At 67.1% G+C, this 17,801-nt stretch carries 22 protein-coding genes; 13 read left to right on the top strand and 9 right to left on the bottom strand.

Going from position 1 to position 17,801, the window contains the following annotated elements:
- Nucleotides 1-25 precede the first annotated feature (25 nt).
- Both ACEWX3_RS17685 and arcC read left to right on the top strand, forming a co-directional pair.
- Nucleotides 26-1,030: an ornithine carbamoyltransferase gene (locus tag ACEWX3_RS17685; RefSeq protein ID WP_374157206.1), complete on the top strand. Its 1,005-nt coding sequence runs from the start codon at nucleotides 26-28 to the stop codon at nucleotides 1,028-1,030.
- 14 nt (nucleotides 1,031-1,044) lie between these two features.
- Complete coding sequence (gene arcC, locus ACEWX3_RS17680; RefSeq protein ID WP_221357247.1) at nucleotides 1,045-1,953, top strand: carbamate kinase; 909 nt, start codon at nucleotides 1,045-1,047, stop codon at nucleotides 1,951-1,953.
- 3 nt (nucleotides 1,954-1,956) lie between these two features.
- Here arcC and ACEWX3_RS17675 read toward each other — a convergent pair whose 3' ends face one another.
- On the bottom strand, nucleotides 1,957-2,478 hold the full coding sequence (locus tag ACEWX3_RS17675; protein WP_207067271.1) for an amino-acid N-acetyltransferase: 522 nt from the start codon (nucleotides 2,476-2,478) through the stop codon (nucleotides 1,957-1,959).
- Nucleotides 2,479-2,520: 42 nt separating this feature from the next.
- On the opposite strand from ACEWX3_RS17675, the gene pgsA reads away from it, so the two are divergent.
- The 5 genes from pgsA to ACEWX3_RS17650 all read left to right on the top strand — a co-directional run bounded on the left by pgsA (nucleotide 2,521) and on the right by ACEWX3_RS17650 (nucleotide 5,808).
- Nucleotides 2,521-3,117 (top strand): CDP-diacylglycerol--glycerol-3-phosphate 3-phosphatidyltransferase, encoded by a 597-nt coding sequence (gene pgsA, locus ACEWX3_RS17670; protein WP_207067272.1) that lies wholly within the window; start codon nucleotides 2,521-2,523, stop codon nucleotides 3,115-3,117.
- The gene (locus tag ACEWX3_RS17665; protein ID WP_221357245.1) at nucleotides 3,095-3,592 is read left to right on the top strand and encodes a CinA family protein; all 498 of its coding nucleotides are present in this window, start codon (nucleotides 3,095-3,097) and stop codon (nucleotides 3,590-3,592) included. Before pgsA ends, ACEWX3_RS17665 begins: the two co-directional genes overlap by 23 nt.
- Nucleotides 3,593-3,708: 116 nt before the next feature.
- Complete coding sequence (clgR, locus tag ACEWX3_RS17660) at nucleotides 3,709-4,041, top strand: transcriptional regulator ClgR (RefSeq protein ID WP_374157205.1); 333 nt, start codon at nucleotides 3,709-3,711, stop codon at nucleotides 4,039-4,041.
- A 98-nt stretch (nucleotides 4,042-4,139) separates the two neighbouring features.
- The gene (gene pspA / locus ACEWX3_RS17655; protein ID WP_207067274.1) at nucleotides 4,140-4,970 is read left to right on the top strand and encodes a phage shock protein PspA; all 831 of its coding nucleotides are present in this window, start codon (nucleotides 4,140-4,142) and stop codon (nucleotides 4,968-4,970) included.
- A gap of 19 nt (nucleotides 4,971-4,989) precedes the next feature.
- Complete coding sequence (locus ACEWX3_RS17650) at nucleotides 4,990-5,808, top strand: hypothetical protein (protein ID WP_374157204.1); 819 nt, start codon at nucleotides 4,990-4,992, stop codon at nucleotides 5,806-5,808.
- A 76-nt stretch (nucleotides 5,809-5,884) separates the two neighbouring features.
- Here the strand turns inward: ACEWX3_RS17650 and ACEWX3_RS17645 are convergent, their stop codons facing one another.
- On the bottom strand, nucleotides 5,885-6,343 hold the full coding sequence (locus tag ACEWX3_RS17645) for a limonene-1,2-epoxide hydrolase family protein (protein WP_221357240.1): 459 nt from the start codon (nucleotides 6,341-6,343) through the stop codon (nucleotides 5,885-5,887).
- A 42-nt stretch (nucleotides 6,344-6,385) separates the two neighbouring features.
- Here ACEWX3_RS17645 and ACEWX3_RS17640 point away from each other — a divergent pair, with 42 nt between their 5' ends.
- Together ACEWX3_RS17640 and ACEWX3_RS17635 are read left to right on the top strand one after the other, a co-directional pair.
- The gene (locus tag ACEWX3_RS17640; protein ID WP_207067277.1) at nucleotides 6,386-7,558 is read left to right on the top strand and encodes a nucleotide disphospho-sugar-binding domain-containing protein; all 1,173 of its coding nucleotides are present in this window, start codon (nucleotides 6,386-6,388) and stop codon (nucleotides 7,556-7,558) included.
- A gap of 9 nt (nucleotides 7,559-7,567) precedes the next feature.
- Nucleotides 7,568-7,762 (top strand): DUF3046 domain-containing protein, encoded by a 195-nt coding sequence (locus ACEWX3_RS17635; RefSeq protein WP_207067278.1) that lies wholly within the window; start codon nucleotides 7,568-7,570, stop codon nucleotides 7,760-7,762.
- A gap of 28 nt (nucleotides 7,763-7,790) precedes the next feature.
- Here the strand turns inward: ACEWX3_RS17635 and ACEWX3_RS17630 are convergent, their stop codons facing one another.
- A complete protein-coding gene (locus tag ACEWX3_RS17630) occupies nucleotides 7,791-8,690 on the bottom strand; it encodes an alpha/beta hydrolase (protein WP_374157203.1) in 900 nt (299 codons plus the stop codon).
- Nucleotides 8,691-8,871: 181 nt separating this feature from the next.
- Between ACEWX3_RS17630 and recA the strand changes: the two genes are divergently transcribed.
- Nucleotides 8,872-11,016, top strand: a complete 2,145-nt coding sequence (recA, locus tag ACEWX3_RS17625) for an intein-containing recombinase RecA (protein ID WP_374157202.1) — start codon at nucleotides 8,872-8,874, stop codon at nucleotides 11,014-11,016.
- The gene (gene recX, locus ACEWX3_RS17620) at nucleotides 10,985-11,563 is read left to right on the top strand and encodes a recombination regulator RecX (RefSeq protein ID WP_374159882.1); all 579 of its coding nucleotides are present in this window, start codon (nucleotides 10,985-10,987) and stop codon (nucleotides 11,561-11,563) included. Before recA ends, recX begins: the two co-directional genes overlap by 32 nt.
- A 33-nt stretch (nucleotides 11,564-11,596) precedes the next feature.
- Here the strand turns inward: recX and ACEWX3_RS17615 are convergent, their stop codons facing one another.
- The 6 genes from ACEWX3_RS17615 to ACEWX3_RS17590 are packed head-to-tail and all read right to left on the bottom strand — an operon-like array spanning nucleotide 11,597 to nucleotide 15,466.
- Nucleotides 11,597-11,860: a DUF1622 domain-containing protein gene (locus tag ACEWX3_RS17615; protein WP_207067282.1), complete on the bottom strand. Its 264-nt coding sequence runs from the start codon at nucleotides 11,858-11,860 to the stop codon at nucleotides 11,597-11,599.
- A complete protein-coding gene (locus ACEWX3_RS17610) occupies nucleotides 11,860-12,252 on the bottom strand; it encodes a DUF1622 domain-containing protein (RefSeq protein WP_374157201.1) in 393 nt (130 codons plus the stop codon). Before ACEWX3_RS17610 ends, ACEWX3_RS17615 begins: the two co-directional genes overlap by 1 nt.
- A 32-nt stretch (nucleotides 12,253-12,284) precedes the next feature.
- Nucleotides 12,285-13,169: an amino acid ABC transporter permease gene (locus tag ACEWX3_RS17605; RefSeq protein WP_207067283.1), complete on the bottom strand. Its 885-nt coding sequence runs from the start codon at nucleotides 13,167-13,169 to the stop codon at nucleotides 12,285-12,287.
- Nucleotides 13,169-13,849 (bottom strand): amino acid ABC transporter permease, encoded by a 681-nt coding sequence (locus ACEWX3_RS17600; RefSeq protein WP_374157200.1) that lies wholly within the window; start codon nucleotides 13,847-13,849, stop codon nucleotides 13,169-13,171. The genes ACEWX3_RS17605 and ACEWX3_RS17600 overlap by 1 nt, the downstream gene beginning before the upstream one ends.
- A gap of 31 nt (nucleotides 13,850-13,880) precedes the next feature.
- On the bottom strand, nucleotides 13,881-14,702 hold the full coding sequence (locus ACEWX3_RS17595) for a glutamate ABC transporter substrate-binding protein (protein WP_207067284.1): 822 nt from the start codon (nucleotides 14,700-14,702) through the stop codon (nucleotides 13,881-13,883).
- A gap of 35 nt (nucleotides 14,703-14,737) precedes the next feature.
- Nucleotides 14,738-15,466 carry an amino acid ABC transporter ATP-binding protein gene (locus ACEWX3_RS17590; protein ID WP_163680188.1) on the bottom strand — a complete coding sequence of 243 codons (729 nt, stop codon included), beginning with the start codon at nucleotides 15,464-15,466 and terminating at the stop codon, nucleotides 14,738-14,740.
- A 168-nt stretch (nucleotides 15,467-15,634) separates the two neighbouring features.
- Between ACEWX3_RS17590 and miaB the strand changes: the two genes are divergently transcribed.
- Both miaB and ACEWX3_RS17580 read left to right on the top strand, forming a co-directional pair.
- Nucleotides 15,635-17,158, top strand: coding sequence for a tRNA (N6-isopentenyl adenosine(37)-C2)-methylthiotransferase MiaB (gene miaB, locus ACEWX3_RS17585; RefSeq protein ID WP_374159881.1), 1,524 nt, complete (start codon nucleotides 15,635-15,637; stop codon nucleotides 17,156-17,158).
- The gene (locus ACEWX3_RS17580) at nucleotides 17,155-17,760 is read left to right on the top strand and encodes a hypothetical protein (protein ID WP_374157199.1); all 606 of its coding nucleotides are present in this window, start codon (nucleotides 17,155-17,157) and stop codon (nucleotides 17,758-17,760) included. Before miaB ends, ACEWX3_RS17580 begins: the two co-directional genes overlap by 4 nt.
- The last annotated feature ends 41 nt before the right edge of the window (nucleotides 17,761-17,801 follow it).

The raw sequence follows: 17,801 nt of genomic DNA, 5'->3' as shown, positions 1-17,801 counted from the left end.
CACCGGAGAAAAGAGAGAAGCCGCCGTGGCGTTCAATCTGCGCAACCGTGATCTGCTCAGCCTGGTGCACCACAGCGAGCGGGATCTGCTCCACCTGATCGAACTCGCCCGAGACCTGAAGCGGGCCAAGTATTCCGGAACCATGCGGCGGACCCTGGAAGGCAAGAACATCGCGCTGATCTTCGAGAAGACCTCGACGCGCACCCGGTGTGCATTCGAAGTCGCCGCGTACGACGAAGGGGCGCACGTCACCTACATCGATCCGACCTCGTCCCAGATCGGTCACAAGGAGTCGATGAAGGACACCGCGCGCGTCCTCGGCAGGATGTACGACGCGATCGAATACCGCGGGGCGGGTCAGGAGATCGTGGAGGAACTTGCGCGCTACGCCGGGGTCCCGGTGTTCAACGGACTCACCGACGAATACCACCCCACCCAGATGCTGGCTGACGTGCTCACCATGACCGAACACTGCTTCAAGCCCTTGCACGACATCGCCTACGCCTACGTCGGCGACGGTCGCAACAACATGGCCAATTCACTGCTGCTGGTGGGGGCGAAGCTCGGGATGGACGTGAGGATCGGCGCCCCTGAGGGCCTGTGGCCCGCCGAGGACCACGTCAAGATGTGCCGTGCGTTCGCCGAGCAGTCCGGGGCCAGGATCACCGTCACCGCCGATCCACGCGAAGCGGTCGACGGCGTGGATTTCATCCACACCGACGTGTGGGTGTCGATGGGTGAGCCGATCGAAAGCTGGGGTGAGCGGATCGATGAGCTGATGCCCTACCAGGTCAACACCGAACTCATGGCTGCCGCCGGGAACCCGCGCGTCCGATTCATGCACTGCCTGCCGGCGTTCCACAACTCCGAGACCAAGGTCGGCGCTCAGATCGCCGCGCAGTACCCGGCGCTCGAGAATGGCATCGAAGTCACCGAGGAGGTGTTCGAGAGCCCGGCCAACATCGCGTTCGAACAAGCCGAGAACCGCATGCACACGATCAAGGCGGTTCTCGTGGCCGCACTCGGTTGAGCGGTGGACGTCCGATGAGAATCGTCATCGCGCTCGGGGGTAACGCGCTGCTCCAGCGCGGTCAGCCGATGACGGCCGACAATCAGCGCGCCAACATCCGGTTGGCCGCCCAGCGGATCGCCGCCGTCGCCGACGGCAACCAACTCGTGATCGCGCACGGCAACGGCCCCCAGGTCGGACTGCTGGCCCTGCAGGGCGCCGCCTACGAGGCTGTCCAGCCGTACCCGCTCGACGTGCTCGGCGCGGAGACGGAGGCGATGATCGGCTACGTCATCGAACAGGAGCTCGGCAACCTGCTTCCGTTCGAGCAGCCGTTCGCCACGCTGTTGACGATGGTCGAGGTCGACCCCGACGATCCGGCGTTCCAGAACCCCACCAAGCCGATCGGTCCCGTCTACGACGAGCAGACCGCGAGACTGCTCAGCACCCAGAACGGGTGGACGGTGGCACCCGACGGAGACCGGTTCCGCCGGGTGGTGCCCAGCCCCGCACCCCAGCGCATCTTCGAGATCCGGCCCATCCGCATGCTGGTCGAGGCGGGGGTGATCGTCATCTGCGCCGGCGGCGGCGGAATCCCGACCATTTACGGGGCGGACGGCACGCTGCAGGGTGTCGAGGCCGTCATCGACAAGGACCTGGCCGCGTCGCTACTGGCGCGGCAGCTGGAGGCCGACCTGCTCGTCATCGCCACCGACGTCGACGGCGTCTACACCGGCTGGGGTACCCCGGACCAGGTCAGGCTTGGCACGGTCACGGTCGACGCCATCGCCGGGTTGAGCCTGCCCGCCGGCTCTATGGGGCCGAAAGTCGCCGCAGCGTGCGCGTTCGCGACACAAACCGGCAACGAGGCGGTCATCGGTTCCCTGGCCGACATCGACAAGATCGTCTGCGGGATGGCAGGAACCCGGGTGCGCAGCGTCTGACGATCAGAGGGTCAGCAGCATCCGCGTGTTGCCCAGGATGTTGGGCTTGACGAACGACAGATCCAGGAATTCGGCCACGCCGGTGTCATAGGACCGGCACATCTCCTCGTACACCTCGGCGGTGACCGGCGTGCCGTCGATCTCGGCGAACCCGTGACGGCTGAAGAACTCGGTCTCGAAGGTGAGCACGAAGATCCGCTGCAGGTGCAACTCCTTGGCGACCGCGAGCAGTTGCGCTACCAGCGCGTGCCCGACTCCCTGGCCCCGCACCTTGGGATGCACGGCCACGGTGCGTACCTCGCCCAGATCCGACCACAGCACGTGCAGCGCGCCGCAGCCGATCAGTTCGCCGTGCAGCTCGGCGACCCAGAACTCCTGGACCGACTCGTACAGCGTCACCAGGTTCTTCTCCAGCAGGATCTTCCCGGCGTAGATGTCGACGAGTGCCTTGATGGCGGGGACGTCGGTCGTGCGTGCCCGCCGCACGACGAGCTGACCGTCGGACTCGGCGGGTGCTGCGCTCACACACCGAAGAGTATCGGTTGGGGCAACCAGTATTCTGTGGCAGTGCCGGGCCAACCACACACCGATCCGGTGGTTCCACGTGTGCGCGTGGCCAATCTGGCCAACGTGCTCACCGGCATCAGGATGGTGCTGGTTCCGGTTTTCCTGGTGGCGTTGTTCGTCGCGGACGGTCATGAAACGTTCTGGCGGATAGTGGCATTCGTCGTTTTCGCGGTGGCGGTCATCACCGACCGGTTCGACGGCGCGCTGGCCCGCAGCTACGGCATGGTGACGGAATTCGGCACCTTGGCCGATCCGATCGCCGACAAGGCGCTGATCGGTGCGGCGCTGATCGGACTCTCGGTGCTCGGCGACCTGCCGTGGTGGGTGACCGCAGTGATCCTGGCCAGGGAGCTGGCGGTGACGGTGCTGCGGTTCGTGGTGCTGCGCCGGGGCGTCATCCCCGCGAGTCGGGGAGGCAAGTTGAAGACGCTGGTCCAGGCCGTGGCGATCGGCCTGTTCGTGCTGCCGCTGTCCGGGGGGTGGCTGGTGGTGGGATGGGTGGTCATGTCCGCGGCGGTGGTGCTGACGGTGCTCACCGGCCTGGACTATTTCGTGTCGGCGGTCAGGGACTGGCGTGGACGACCCGCTGGTCACTGACGACGCCCGGGCGCTCGTCGCCGACCTGACTGTCCGCCGGCAGAGCGTGGCGACCGCCGAGTCACTGACCGCGGGGTTGGTGGCCGCGACCCTGGCAGGGGTGCCCGGAGCCAGCGTTGTGCTGCGCGGGGGACTGATCACCTACACCGTCGAATCGAAGATCGACCTGGCCGGGGTGGCCCCCGAACTGCTGGCCGATGTCGGTCCGGTCGCCGAGCCCACCGCGCGGGCGTTGGCCGTCGGCGCGCAACAACGCTGTGGCGCGACGTGGGGAGTGGGCGTGACCGGCGTGGCCGGTCCCGAGCCGCACGGTGGCCACCCGGTGGGCACCGTGTTCGTCGGCATCGCCGGCCCGGTGGACACCGAGGTGGAGGCGCTGATGCTCCACGGCACCCGCTGGGACATCCGGTTCGCGGCGGTGCGCGCCACACTGAGCCGCCTACGTGAGCTGGTGGAGGGCCAGGATCGGGGCTAGCGCGCCTGTCATTGCACATCGAGTGTTCAGGTCGGGAACCATCCGGGCGATACCGAGCGTTGGGCTAGGTAGGCAAGGAGGCAACCGAGCCCACCCCCCAAGGCGAGGAGACCGCGATGACGACATTGCTGCGCGAGGTGATCGGCGACGTGCTGCGCCGCGCCCGAGTCGAGCAGGGCCGCACGCTGCGTGAGGTCTCCGACTCTGCTCGGGTCAGCCTGGGCTACCTGTCCGAGGTGGAGCGGGGTCGCAAGGAGCCGTCGAGCGAGTTGCTCGGCTCCATCTGCGGAGCCCTGGACGTGCCGCTGTCGAAGGTGCTCACCGAGGCCGCCGACGAGATGGCCCACGAAGAGTCGATCGCCGCTGCCGTCGAGAAGGCCAGCACCGCAGGCATCGATGTCAGCACCAAGGTCGTCATTCCCCATGTGTCGTCGATGGCGCTGGCCTGACCCCTCCGGCGTGCAGGGGTGTGGTGATCTGGGCCGAACCGATAAGTTGGGTCCCAGCACGTCAGCAAGTTCGACACACACGAAGGCGGAATGAACCCATGGCCAATCCGTTCGTCAAGGCGTGGCGCTATCTCATGGCGCTGTTCAGCTCGAAGGTCGACGAGTATGCCGATCCGAAGGTGCAGATCCAGCAGGCCATCGAGGAAGCCCAGCGTCAGCATCAGGCGCTGACCCAGCAGGCCGCCCAGGTGATCGGTAATCAGCGCCAGCTGGAGATGCGACTGAACCGGCAGCTGGCCGACATCGAGAAACTGCAGGTCAACGTCCGCCAAGCGCTGACGTTGGCGGACCAGGCCGTCGCTGCCGGAGACTCGGCCAAGGCCACTGAGTACAACAACGCCGCGGAGGCGTTCGCCGCTCAGCTGGTCACCGCCGAGCAGAGCGTCGAGGACCTCAAGGGTCTGCATGATCAGGCCCTCCAGGCCGCCGGGCAGGCCAAGAAGGCGGTCGAGCAGAACGCGATGATGCTCCAGCAGAAGATCGCCGAGCGCACCAAGCTGCTCAGCCAGCTCGAGCAGGCGAAGATGCAGGAGCAGGTGTCTGCGTCGCTGCGGGGGATGAGCGAGCTGTCGGCGCCCGGTGCCACGCCGAGCCTGGACGAGGTTCGCGACAAGATCGAGCGCCGATACGCCGACGCGATGGGCTCCGCTGAGCTCGCCCAGAACTCGGTGCAGGGCCGCATGATGGAGGTCCAGCAGGCCAGCGTGCAGATGGCGGGACACTCGCGGCTCGAACAGATCCGCGCGTCGATGCGGGGCGAGCAGCTGCCCGCGGGCAGCCAGAGCGCTACCCCCGCCACGCCCGGCCAGACCCCGGCCACGCCGTCAGCCACCCCCAACCCCACTCCGGAAAACCCACTGTCGCAGTAACTTCGAGGACGTCGTTGTCATGAGCACCCGGACCAGCAGACCAGACACCTGGCGGTCGCTGACACAGCGCGGCGTGGACACCGCTGCCGAGTGGTCGGAACTGCTGGCCGACAAGTTGCACGCCGCGGCCGACCCCCGCGCCAAGATGCTGCGCAAGCGGCGGTGGGCCCTGCGCCTGGGTGTGTTCTTCTCGGTGTGCACGGTGTTCTGGATCGGGGTGACTGCGCTGCTGGCGTCCTGGAGCACCCCGGTGTGGGCGCTGTTCATTCCGTCGCCGATCGCGGTGGGCGCCGCGTTCCTGGCGACGCTGGCGTTCCTGCGCTACCGCTGGCTGCGTGGAGAGCCTCTCCCTCCCGCGCGAAGCCGCACGGGGCGACGGTTGCCCCCGTGGGGCTCGTCAGCCCGTCAGTCGATGGCGTCGCTGGCCGCCTCCGAGCGCGGGTTGTTCTCTCTGCTCGGGATCATGGAACGCGGTCAGCTGTTGCCCGCCGGTGATCTGCTCGAACTGCGGGTCGCCGCCGAGCAGACCGCCGCGACGATGGCCGCGACGGCCGCCGAGGTGGTGTCGATGGAGAAGACGGTCAAGGCCGCGCCGCAGTCGCGGGCGCATCTGGCGCCGACGATCGCCGCGTTCGCCACCCAGCTCGACCGGGGTGCCCGCCAGTACACCGAGATGGTCTCGGCGGCTGCGCAATTGGTGTCGGCGGCGAACTCGGGTTCGTTGTCGAGTTCGCCGATGTCGCAGCGCCGCTACCGTGAGCAGCTCAACGCGGCGACAGACAGGTTGACCGGCTGGGCGCAGGCGTTCGACGAACTGGGCCGCCTGCGCGGCGCCTGAACACTTCTATCGGGCGCCCTCGACGTACCGGATGGCACGCTTGGGGGCTCGACGATCACGTGAGCGGCGAACGCCCTCAGAACGACACCCGCTTCGACGGGATGAGCGCAGCCAGCGCCGCCCGCAGCGGGGCCTTGACCATGATGTCGAAGAAGTCGAAGTAGTCCCGCCACAACTCGATCTGTCCGTTGTGGACCTCGAAGGTTCCGCACACCCAGAACTGCAGGCGCACCGGACCGAAGATCAGTGCGTCGGTGCGCTCGGTCAGCACGGTGCTGCCCTCCTGGGCGATCCGGTGGAACTTGACGGCGAAACCCATCCGGCCCTGGCCTCGGCGCAGCAGATTCATGATCCGGGCCCGGCCACGCAGGGAAGGCAGGCCGACGTTCTGCCAGAGCAGGTCGGGAGCGGCCAACGATTCGACGGTGTCGAAGTCCTCCTGGGCCATGGCGAACAGGAACTTCTGCACGATCTCGGCGTTGTCGGCCGCCGCGGTGACGGTGGTGGTCGTCGGTTCCGGGACGTTGTCAGTCATATCGCCCGAGCCTAATGCCGGACGGTGTGGCAGGGTAGCCGCATGCGCGTCGCCGTGGTCGCCGGACCGGACCCCGGACACGCCTTCCCGGCCCTCGCACTGTGTCTGAAGTTCCGGGCGGCCGGCGACGAACCCACTCTGCTCACCGGCACCCGGTGGCTCGACGTGGCCCGCGCCGAGGGTATCGAGGCCGTCGAATTGGACGGGCTGGACCCGACCGCTGCCGACGACGACCGCGATGCCGGGGCGAAGATCCACCAACGAGCCGCTCGCATGGCCGTGCTCAACCGGCAGCGCATTGCGGACCTTTCACCTGCTGTGGTGGTGTCGGATTCGATCACCACATGCGGCGGCCTGGCCGCGGATCTGCTAGGTCTGCCGTGGATCGAGCTGAACACCCATCCGCTGTACCGCCCGTCGAAGGGGTTGCCCCCGGTGGGTAGCGGCCTGGCGCCGGGGGTGGGGCTGCGGGGCAGGCTCCGGGACTCGCTCCTGCGCGCGCTCAGCGCCCGGTCCTGGCGCGCCGGACAACGCCAGCGGGCGGCGGCGCGGGTTGGTATCGGTTTGCCGGAGGCCGAGCGCGGGCCGGTGCGCCGACTCATCGCCACGCTGCCGGCGCTGGAGGTGCCCCGACCGGATTGGCCGGCGGAGGCTGTCGTCGTGGGGCCACTGCATTACGAACCGACGAATGCGGTCCTGCGGGTGCCCGCCGGAGAAGGCCCGGTCGTGGTGGTCGCCCCGTCGACGGCCACCACCGGGGCACGCGGTCTGGCCGAACTGGCGTTGGAGGTGCTGGTGCCCGGCGAGGTTCTGCCGCCCGGTTCGCGTGTCGCCGTGTCCCAGCTCGACGATCCCGTGGGACCGGTGCCGCCGTGGGCCGTGGTCGGCCTGGGGCGCCAGGACGAACTCCTGGCCGGGGCGGATCTGCTGATCTGCGGCGGTGGCCACGGCACCGTGGCCAAGTCACTGCTGGCCGGGGTGCCCATGGTGGTGGTGCCCGGCGGCGGGGATCAATGGGAGATCGCCAATCGTGTTGTCCGCCAGGGCAGCGCGCAGCTCGTCCGGCCGTTGACGGTGGACGCGTTGACGGCGGCGGTCCGCGAGGTGCTGGCTGCGCCGAGCTACCGCGAGGCGGCCCGTCGGGCGGGCGCGACCGTCGCGCACGTCGCCGACCCGGTTCGGGTGTGCCACGACGCGTTGGGTGCTGCAGCGTAGATTGGCCCCGTGCGGTTGACGGAGTTCCACGAGCTGGTGACAGACCAGTTCGGTGCGATGCGGGCATCGTCGATGCTGGTGGACCACGTGCTGACCAGCATGGGCGGTCGCACCGCCGCCGAGGCGATCGAAGACGGTAGCGACCCGCGCGACGTGTGGCGGGCGCTGTGCGCGGACTTCGATGTCCCGCGGGATCAGTGGTGAAGTTCTGACAGCAACCTCGTGACTCGGCCTAGGCGGTCACATCGCTGAACACGCGGTGTAGAAAGGCGAGCTGATCGGCTTTGGCCTGAGGGTCGAGGTAGATGTCGAAATGGCCGTAGGGATAGTGCCGCAGTTCGCCGAACGGAGCGCGGTGGGCCGCCTTGATCGTCGATGCGGGTGGGGTCACGGCGTCCCGGTCGCACACACAGATCAGCACCGGCATGCGCAGCCCCGCGGTCTTGGTGCCCGGCCGGTAGAAGGGGAAGCGCAGCATGAGCCGCGCGGCGAACTCGTTACGCCACAACGAGTTCGGCCCGACGATCGCTTCGAACCCCGCCTTGGCGTCGGGTGAGGTCATCGCGGCCACGGCGCCGGGATCGCCGACGGCGGGCCGCAGCACGGCCGGGCGGCGGCGCCATGCGTGGATCTGATCGCGGATTCCCGCCACAGTCAGCGCCGCCGCGGTCCGCGGCGGCACCTCCCGGAGGGTGGGCAGCGCGTCGGTGAACGGTGCTTGGGAGATCACCGCCGCGATCCGGGGGTCGCCGGCAGCGACGGCGAGCACGTGACCACCGGAGAACGAGGACCCCCACACGACGATCCGGTCGGGGTCGACCCCCTCGAGGCGGCGGGCCCAGTCGACGACGGTGTGGTAGTCGGCGTGCTGCCGCCCGATGTCGAGCAGCTGGCGCGGTTGGCCGGTAGAGGCGCCGAAGTGGCGATAGTCGAACAACACGACGAAGTAACCCGCGGCCTGGAACGCCTCGGCGTAGGCGGGCAGCCCGTCGTCGCGGGTCGCGCTGAAGCCGTGTGCCATCACCACGCACGGACGGCCCGAACCGGGCGTGGCACCGGTCTCCGGCCGATAGAGATAGGCGGCGATCTGTTCACCTTCGGCCCAAATGCGGACATCTTCGCGGGTCGGCATGTTCTGACCGTAGTCCGTCGGCGTGTCCACTTGAATCGAACACCTGTTCGTCTACTCTGGGGGAACGTTCGACTCAGGAGGGTCGAGGACTTACCAGCAGGACTTGTCGGTGCCCTGATCTACCGTCGCGGCTAACCGACCGAGAACCGGTCACACAACGACTACCGGAGAGGTACCCACCATGGCGCAGCAGGCCCCCGATCGCGAGAAAGCCCTGGAACTGGCGCTCGCGCAGATCGACAAGAACTTCGGCAAGGGCTCGGTGATGCGGCTCGGCGAGGAGGTGCGACAGCCGATCTCGGTCATCCCCACCGGTTCGATCGCACTCGATGTCGCGCTCGGCATCGGCGGGCTGCCCCGTGGTCGCGTCATCGAGATCTACGGTCCCGAGTCCTCGGGTAAGACCACCGTTGCGCTGCATGCGGTGGCCAACGCCCAGGCTGCCGGCGGAATCGCCGCGTTCATCGACGCCGAGCACGCCCTGGACCCCGAATATGCCAAGAAGCTCGGGGTGGACACCGATGCGCTGCTGGTCTCCCAGCCCGACACCGGTGAACAGGCGCTGGAGATCGCCGACATGCTGATCCGTTCCGGTGCGCTGGACATCCTGGTCATCGACTCGGTGGCCGCGCTGGTGCCCCGTGCCGAGATCGAAGGCGAGATGGGGGACAGCCACGTCGGTCTGCAGGCTCGCCTGATGAGCCAGGCGCTGCGGAAGATGACCGGCGCGCTGAACAACTCCGGCACCACGGCCATCTTCATCAACCAGCTTCGCGAGAAGATCGGAGTGATGTTCGGGTGCTTTTCCTACGGCACCCGGGTGCAATTGGCCGACGGCAGCACCGAGAAGATCGGCAAGATCGTCACCAACAAGATGGACGTCGAGGTCATGTCCTATGACCCCGTCAGTGACGAGATCGTGCCGCGCAAGGTGGTGAACTGGTTCAACAACGGACCAGCTGAACAGTTCCTGCAGTTCACCGTCGCCAAGTCGGGCGGTAACGGTAAGTCCCAGTTCGCGGCCACCCCGAACCACCTGATCCGGACTCCGGCCGGGTGGACGGAGGCGGGAGACATCATCGCCGGGGACAGGGTCATGGTCTCCGAACCTCATCTGCTCAGCGATCAGCAGTTCCAGGTGATCCTGGGCTCGCTGATGGGTGATGGAAACCTGTCACCCAATCTGCGTGATCGCAACGGGGTGCGCTTCCGGATGGGCCACGGCGGCAAGCAGGTCGACTACCTGCAGTGGAAGGTGGATCTGCTGGGCAACATCAAGCACTCGATCCGCGAGAACGACAAGGGGTCGCGCTTCGCCGACTTCACCCCGCTGGCCGAGCTGGGCGAATTGCGTCGCGCCGTCTATCTCGGGGACGGCAAGAAATTCCTGTCCGAGGACTATCTCAAGGCGTTGACGCCGCTGGCGCTGGCTGTCTGGTACATGGATGACGGCGGATTCACAGTGCGGTCCAAGGGGCTTCAGCAGCGCACCGAGGGCGGCAGCGGCCGGATCGAGATCTGTGTGGAAGCAATGAGCGAAGGCTCCCGCGAGCGCCTGTGTGACTATCTGCGAGATGTCCACGGTCTGGACGTCCGACTGCGTTACGCGGGAACACGGGGCAAGGCCGTTCTGGTGTTCTCCACGGCAGCCACGGCGAAGTTCCAGGAGATCGTCGCCCCGTACATGGCTCCGTCGATGGAACACAAGCTTCTTCCGCGGTTCCGTGGACTCGGCACTGTGGCACCGCAATTCGTGGAGCCGGGCCAGCGGCTGGTGCCTGCTCGAGTCCTCGATGTCCACGTCAAGCCGCACACCCGGTCGATGAATCGCTTCGACATCGAAGTCGAAGGTAATCACAACTACTTCGTCGATGGCGTCATGGTGCACAATTCCCCCGAAACCACCACGGGCGGTAAGGCTTTGAAGTTCTACGCGTCCGTTCGCATCGATGTGCGCCGGATCGAGACCCTCAAGGACGGCACCGATGCGGTCGGCAACCGAACCAGGGCGAAGATCGTCAAGAACAAGGTGTCCCCGCCGTTCAAGCAGGCGGAATTCGACATCCTCTACGGGCGGGGGATCAGCAAGGAGGGTTCGCTGATCGACATGGGCGTCGAGCACGGCTTCATCCGCAAGTCCGGATCCTGGTTCACCTACGAGGGTGAGCAACTGGGGCAGGGCAAGGAAAACGCTCGCAACTTCCTGCTGGAGAACGTCGACGTCGCCAACGAGATCGAGAAGAAGATCAAAGAGAAGCTCGGTATCGGTGCGGTGATGACCGATGAGACAGGCGATGACGTCCTTCCCGCCCCGGTCGACTTCTAGCCGGCTGCCCGCGGAACCCGCGGAACCCGCGGGACCCGCGAACCCAGCCAAGCGCGCCGAGCAGGCGCGGGCCGTGTGCCTGCGCCTGCTCACCGCCCGCGCTCGAACGCGTGCGGAATTGGCCGGTCAGCTCGCCAAACGCGGTTATCCCGACGATGTCAGCACCGAGGTCATCGAGCGACTGTCCGAGGTGGGGCTCGTTGACGACGAGGACTTCGCTGAACAGTGGGTCCGGTCACGGCGGGCGAATTCGGGCAAGAGTAAACGGGCGCTGGCAGCTGAGCTCCGCGACAAGGGCGTGGACAACGACGTGATCACCACCGCGTTGGCCGACATCGACGCCGGCGCCGAGCGGAATCGCGCTGAGAAGTTGGTTCGTGACCGACTGCGTCGTGAGCGGCTGGGAGAGCCCGGGGACCGCGACGCGCAGAACAAGGCCACCCGCCGGCTCGTGGGCATGCTCGCCCGACGCGGTTACAGCCAGGGTCTCGCGCTCGATGTCGTCACCACCGAGTTGGCCAACGAATACGAACGGCGCCGCGTCTGACCTCTCGCGGATCCGACGTTCGCGGCGCGGGCATCACCGCGACGTCGGTGCGGACCGCCGAGTGAAGTCCGCGGTCAGGCTTCGGGTGAGCACGCGGCGGATCGCGATCACGACAGCGGCCCCGGCGATCGCCGACCACGAGTTGTCGACACTCAGCCGCAGGAGGCCGGCGGCGATGAACAGCTCGAGGGTCACCCGAAGTGCCGGCAACGGCTGCCGGAACACCGCGAGCGCGGCAGCACCCACCACGATGCCGGCGATGCCGAAGCACCAGGATGCGCCGACCAGGACATTCATCAGCCCGCGGATCCCGGCGGCGGCCGCGACTTGGCCAACTCGATCTCGTGTTGCTCCTGGGCGATCTCCCGGTTGAGGAAATAGTTCAGAATCGTCCTGATCGCGGCGATGGCCGCCAGCTTTCCGATCTCCTCGAACGACGGCGAGATCGCGGTACGCAACACGTCGGCGGCCAACTGGAACTCCAGACCGAGCACCAGGAACCGGGCCAGCGTGAGCCGAACCGCCGAGAACTGGTTGATGTCGCGCCGGGCCAGCGCCACCACGAATTTCACCGTCGCCACCACGGCGCCGATCATGATGACGACGGCGCCGCCGGCCTCGATGAGCCGCACCATCGCATCGACCATGCCGCGCAACGCCGATTCGGGCAGAACCTCGAGGGCCAGCATGTGATGCATCTGCGTCGTCGCCGAGGAGCCGATCACGTGCCGCGGCTCTGGTCTCCGGCCGCTTCCATCGCCTCTTCGGCCTTCGGGTCCTCACGACCTCTGCGCGACTGCCGCAACCGGCGTTCCAGCCACGTCGCGAACCAGGACAGCGTGAAATTCAACGAGATCATCAGCAACGCGATGACGATGAGGGCGGGGATGTAGTTGCCGTAGGCCGAACCCACCGCGGTGCCCTGGCGCACCATTTCCACGAACGTGATCTGGTAACCGATCGCGGTGTCCTTCAACACCACCACCAGCTGCGAGATCAACACCGGCAGCATCGATGTGACGGCCTGTGGCAGCAGAATCGCCCGCATGGTCTGGCCCCAGGTCAGCCCCAGCGCTGAGGCCGCCTCGGTCTGCCCCCGGGCAAGGGACTTGACCCCGGCGCGCACGATCTCCGCGATGACCGCGCCGTTGTACAACGTCAGACCGGTGATGACGCCCGCGAGCGCCAACTGACCGGAGGGGAACACCGCGTACACCGCGTAGAGGAAATACGCGAAGATCATCATGATCAGCACCGGGACGGCCCGGAAGAACTCGACGATCACCCCGCACACCCCGCGGATGCCCGCGTGCGCGGACAGCCGGCCCACGCCGAGGACGAACCCCAGCACCAACGCCAGAACGATCGACACCGCTGCCGCGGTGAGCGTGCCCTTCACACCGGGAAGCACGTAGGTGGTCCACAGATTCGAGGTCAGGAACGGTTCCCACTTGGCCGCGGTGAGCTGCCCACGTTCCTGCAACTTGCCGAACACCAGCCAGGCGATCAGCAGCACGACCACCACTGTCACCGCGGAGATCAACCGGTTGCGTACCCGCGCGCGAGGGCCGGGTGCGTCGAAGAGAACCGAGGAGCCTGCGCTCACTACCTGATCACCGCCAATCGTTTGCCCAGCCAGCCGAAGAACAGGCCGGTGGGCAGCGTGAGGATCACGAACCCGAGCGCGAAGATCCCGCCGACCACCATGACCGCTGCGGTGTCCTCGATCATCTCCTTCATCAGCAACGCTGCCTCGAACACCCCGATGGCCGAGGCGATCGTGGTGTTCTTGGTCAGCGCGATCAGCACGGAGCCCAGCGGGATGATCACGGCGCGAAATGCCTGCGGCAGCAGCACGATGGACAGGTTCTGCGAGAACGTCAGGCCCAGCGACCTGGCGGCCTCGGCCTGACCGAGCGGCACCGTGTTGACCCCGGAACGCACGGTTTCACACACGAACGCCGCGGTGTAGACCGTCAACCCGAGCGCCGCCAGCCGGAAGTTGCTGTCTTCGATGAACGTCGGCGAATCCCGCCCGGCCAGGGTGATGCCCAGCGTCTGCGACAGACCCAGTGAGCAGAAGATGATGATCAGCGTCAACGGAGTGTTGCGCACGACGTTGACGTAGCTGGTGCCCAGCCAGTTCATCATCGGCACGGGTGAGAGCCGCATCGCGGCCAACAGCGTGCCGAGAATCAGCGCGCCGATGCCCGCGAACACCGTCAGCTGAATCGTCGTCCAGAACGCCTCGAAGATCTGGTCCCGATACTCGCTGAAAATCTCCACGGGCGGCCCTGTCTACCGTCGGCTATCGGGCTCAGTTGTCCAGCGGCGGCGGGTTCGGCGCGGAGATGCCGGCCGGGCCCAGGTTCTTGTCGAAGGCCTCTTTCCAGGCGCCGCTCTCCTCCATCTTGAGCAACGCGTCATTGATCTGCGTGCGCAGCTCGGTGTCGCCCTTCTTCAGGCCGATGCCGTAACGCTCCTCGGAGAACTGCTCACCGACGATCTTGAAGGCGCCCGGATCCTGCGCGGCGTAGCCGGCCAGGATGACCTCGTCGGTGGTCACCGCGTCGACGGCGCCGTTCTTCAGCGCCTCGATGCATGCCGAGTAGGTGTCGTACTGCTGCAGCTGGACGCGGGGGAACTCGTCCTTGATCTTCTGCGCCGGGGTGGAGCCGGATACCGAGCACAGGATCTTGTTGTTCTCCAGATCGGCCGGGCCGTTGATGTCGTTGCTGTCCGAGCGCACGAGCAGGCTCTGGCCGGTGATCAGGTACGGTCCGGCGAAATCCACCTTCTCCTTGCGGGAGTCGGTGATCGAGTAGGTTGCCGCGATGAAGTCGACCTGCCCGTTCTGGATCAGCGTTTCGCGCTGTGCCGACGGGGCCTCCTTCCACTGGATCTGCTCCGGGGTGTAGCCCAGCTCGCCGGCCACGTAGGTGGCCACGTCGACGTCGAACCCGCTCATCGTGCCGTCGGGATTGCGCATCCCGAGGCCGGGCTGGTCGAACTTGGTGCCGATGACGATCGAGTCGCTGTCACCGCCGCTGTCACCGCCGCACGCCACGGCGGCGAACGGAAGTGCGGCGGCCAGGGCGACAGCACCGATGACGCGCTTGGACAGCGATGTCGGGAACATGAGGATGTTTTCCTTTCGCGAGGCTGGTGGTCGGGTCAGTGATGCAGGATCTTGCCCAGGAAGTCCTTGGCTCGATCGGATTGCGGGTTTTCGAAGAATTGCACAGGCTCGGCGTCCTCGACGATGGCGCCGTCGGACATGAACACCACGCGATTGGCGGCCCGGCGGGCGAACCCCATCTCGTGGGTGACCACGACCATCGTCATGCCCTCGGTGGCCAGCGACGCCATGACCGCGAGCACCTCGTTGATCATCTCCGGATCCAGGGCGCTGGTCGGTTCGTCGAACAGCATCACCTTCGGGTTCATCGCCAGTGAGCGGGCGATCGCGACCCGCTGCTGCTGTCCGCCGGACAATTGCGCCGGGTACTTGTTGGCCTGGTTGGCCACGCCCACCCGTTCGAGCAGGCTCATCGCCTTCTCGCGCGCCGCCGCCTTGGACATCTTGCGCACCTTCATCGGCGCCAGGGTGACGTTGTCCAGGATGGTCTTGTGAGCGAAGAGGTTGAAGGACTGGAACACCATTCCGACGTCGGAGCGGAGCTGAGCCAGCCGGCGCCCTTCCTCGGGCAGCACCTCGCCGTCGATTTCGATGGTGCCCGAATCGATGGTCTCCAGCCGGTTGATGGTGCGGCACAGTGTCGACTTGCCCGACCCTGACGGGCCCAGCACGACGACCACCTGTCCCTTGCCGACCTCGAGGTTGATGTTCTGGAGAACATGAAGGTCACCGAAGTGCTTGTTGACCTCTTTCATCGAGATCATCGGCACGTCAGGGGACTCCCTGGGGCTCTCCATGCGCAGAGACCTTACCCAGGTGACGCTCACCGTGCCGGGAACTCGCCGATCCATGCCCATCTACTGTCCGTCAACGCGGTCAAACCGCGCGGCGGGCGGGGCCGGTGGCCTCCGTAGGATGGGTCCGTGACTTCCATGGTGACGCAGCAGGCGTTCGGGGTGGACCCGGCGCAGGACACGCGCACCTTCCAGGTCAGAACCTACGGGTGTCAGATGAACGTGCACGACTCCGAACGGCTCGCGGGGCTGCTCGAAGCGGCGGGTTACCGTCGCGCCGAGGACGGCACGGACGCCGACGTCGTGGTGTTCAACACCTGTGCGGTGCGGGAGAACGCCGACAACAAGCTGTACGGAAACCTCAGCCACCTGGCCCCGCGCAAACAATCCGATCCGCGCATGCAGATCGCGGTCGGGGGCTGTCTTGCCCAGAAGGACCGGGAGACGGTGCTGCGCAAAGCGCCGTGGGTCGACGTGGTGTTCGGCACCCACAACATCGGTTCGCTGCCGGCTCTGCTCGAACGCGCGCGCCACAACCGCGTCGCCCAGGTCGAAATCGCCGAAGCCTTGCAGGAATTCCCGTCTGCGCTTCCGGCCAGTCGCGAATCCGCTTATGCAGCTTGGGTTTCCATCTCGGTAGGGTGCAACAACACGTGCACGTTCTGCATCGTTCCGGCGCTGCGCGGCAAAGAGGTGGACCGCCGTCCCGGCGACGTGCTCGCCGAGGTCGAGACCCTGGTAGAGCAGGGCGTGGTGGAGATCACCCTGCTGGGCCAGAACGTCAATGCCTACGGTGTCTCGTTCGCCGACCCCGACACCGACCGGGACCGCGGGGCGTTCGCCAAGCTGCTGCGAGCCTGTGGGCGCATCGACGGGCTCGAGCGGGTGCGTTTCACCTCACCGCACCCGGCAGAGTTCACCGACGACGTCATCGACGCGATGGCCGAAACACCCAACGTGTGCCCGACCCTGCACATGCCGCTGCAGTCCGGCTCCGACCGTGTTCTGCGGGCGATGCGACGGTCCTACCGGGCCGAGCGCTACCTGGGCATCATCGAGCGGGTACGTGCCGCCATCCCGCACGCCGCGATCACCACCGACCTCATCGTCGGCTTCCCGGGGGAGACCGAGGAGGATTTCCAGGCCACCCTCGACGTGGTCGCCGCGTCCCGGTTCGCCAGTGCGTTCACCTTCCAATACTCCAAGCGTCCCGGCACCCCCGCCGCGGACCTGCCCGGCCAGGTACCCAAAGCTGTTGTCTCCGAGCGTTACCAGCGACTGATCGAGCTGCAGGAGCGGATCTCGCTGGAGGAGAACACCGCAGTGATCGGGCGGTCGGTGGAACTGCTCGTCGCGACCGGCGAGGGACGCAAGGACGCCGCCACCGCTCGGATGTCGGGGCGCGCCCGCGACGGGCGATTGGTCCACTTCCACCCCGGCGAGTTCGGCGAGCAGATCCGGCCCGGGGACATCGTCGTGACCACCGTCACCGGTGCGGCCCCGCACCATCTGATCGCCGACGCTGCGCTGCTCGAGCACCGGCGCACCCGGGCGGGGGATGCGCACGCCGCCGGCCGCAAGCCGCGCACCGGTGTCGGCCTGGGCATGCCCGCGGTGGGTGCGCCGCCCGCGCCGCCCACCTCGGTGGGGTGCCAGCGATGAACGACAAGTCGCCCGACGATCACCCCCGCGAGCTCGACGCCCTCGACGGCGAGTTCGACGACGTGGAACGGCGCATCGCCCGCGAAATCGACCCCGGGGCCCGCGCCATGGTCGTCGCGATCCTGGTGTTCGCCCTGCTGGCGAGCTTCGTGCTGCCGCACACCGGATCGACTCGGGGATTCGATGTGCTGGTCGGTACCGACGCCGCGGCAGACAGCGCCATCGCGCTGCCCTCGCGCGTCTTCACCTGGATCGTGCTCGTCTTCAGCGTCGGCTTCTCGATCCTGGCGCTGGTGACCCGCAGGTGGGCGCTGGCCTGGATCGCACTCGCCGGTTCCACGGTGGCCTCGTTCCTGGGCCTGCTCGCGGTGTGGTCGCGCCAGACCGCGGCCGAGGGCTACCCGGGGCCGGGAATCGGGCTGATCGTGGCGTGGGTTGCGGTCATCCTGCTGACCTACCACTGGGCCCGGGTCGTCGCGACCCGATCAGCGCTGCTGCTGGCCAGCGAGGAGCACCGCCGCCGGCTTGCCGCCGAACGCCAGAAAGAGGGCCTGCTCGACCGGTTCGGCGACGCCGACGACGACAATCCCGAGCGCGGCTGACGCTCCGCCGTCCGGGCCCGCACGGGCCGTGTTTTCTGGGC

This window comes from Mycobacterium sp. G7A2 (genome assembly GCF_041902445.1).
GTDB lineage: Bacteria > Actinomycetota > Actinomycetes > Mycobacteriales > Mycobacteriaceae > Mycobacterium.
The sequence above is the reverse complement of the archived record's forward strand: the minus strand, read 5'-3'. Positions and strand labels throughout refer to the sequence as shown.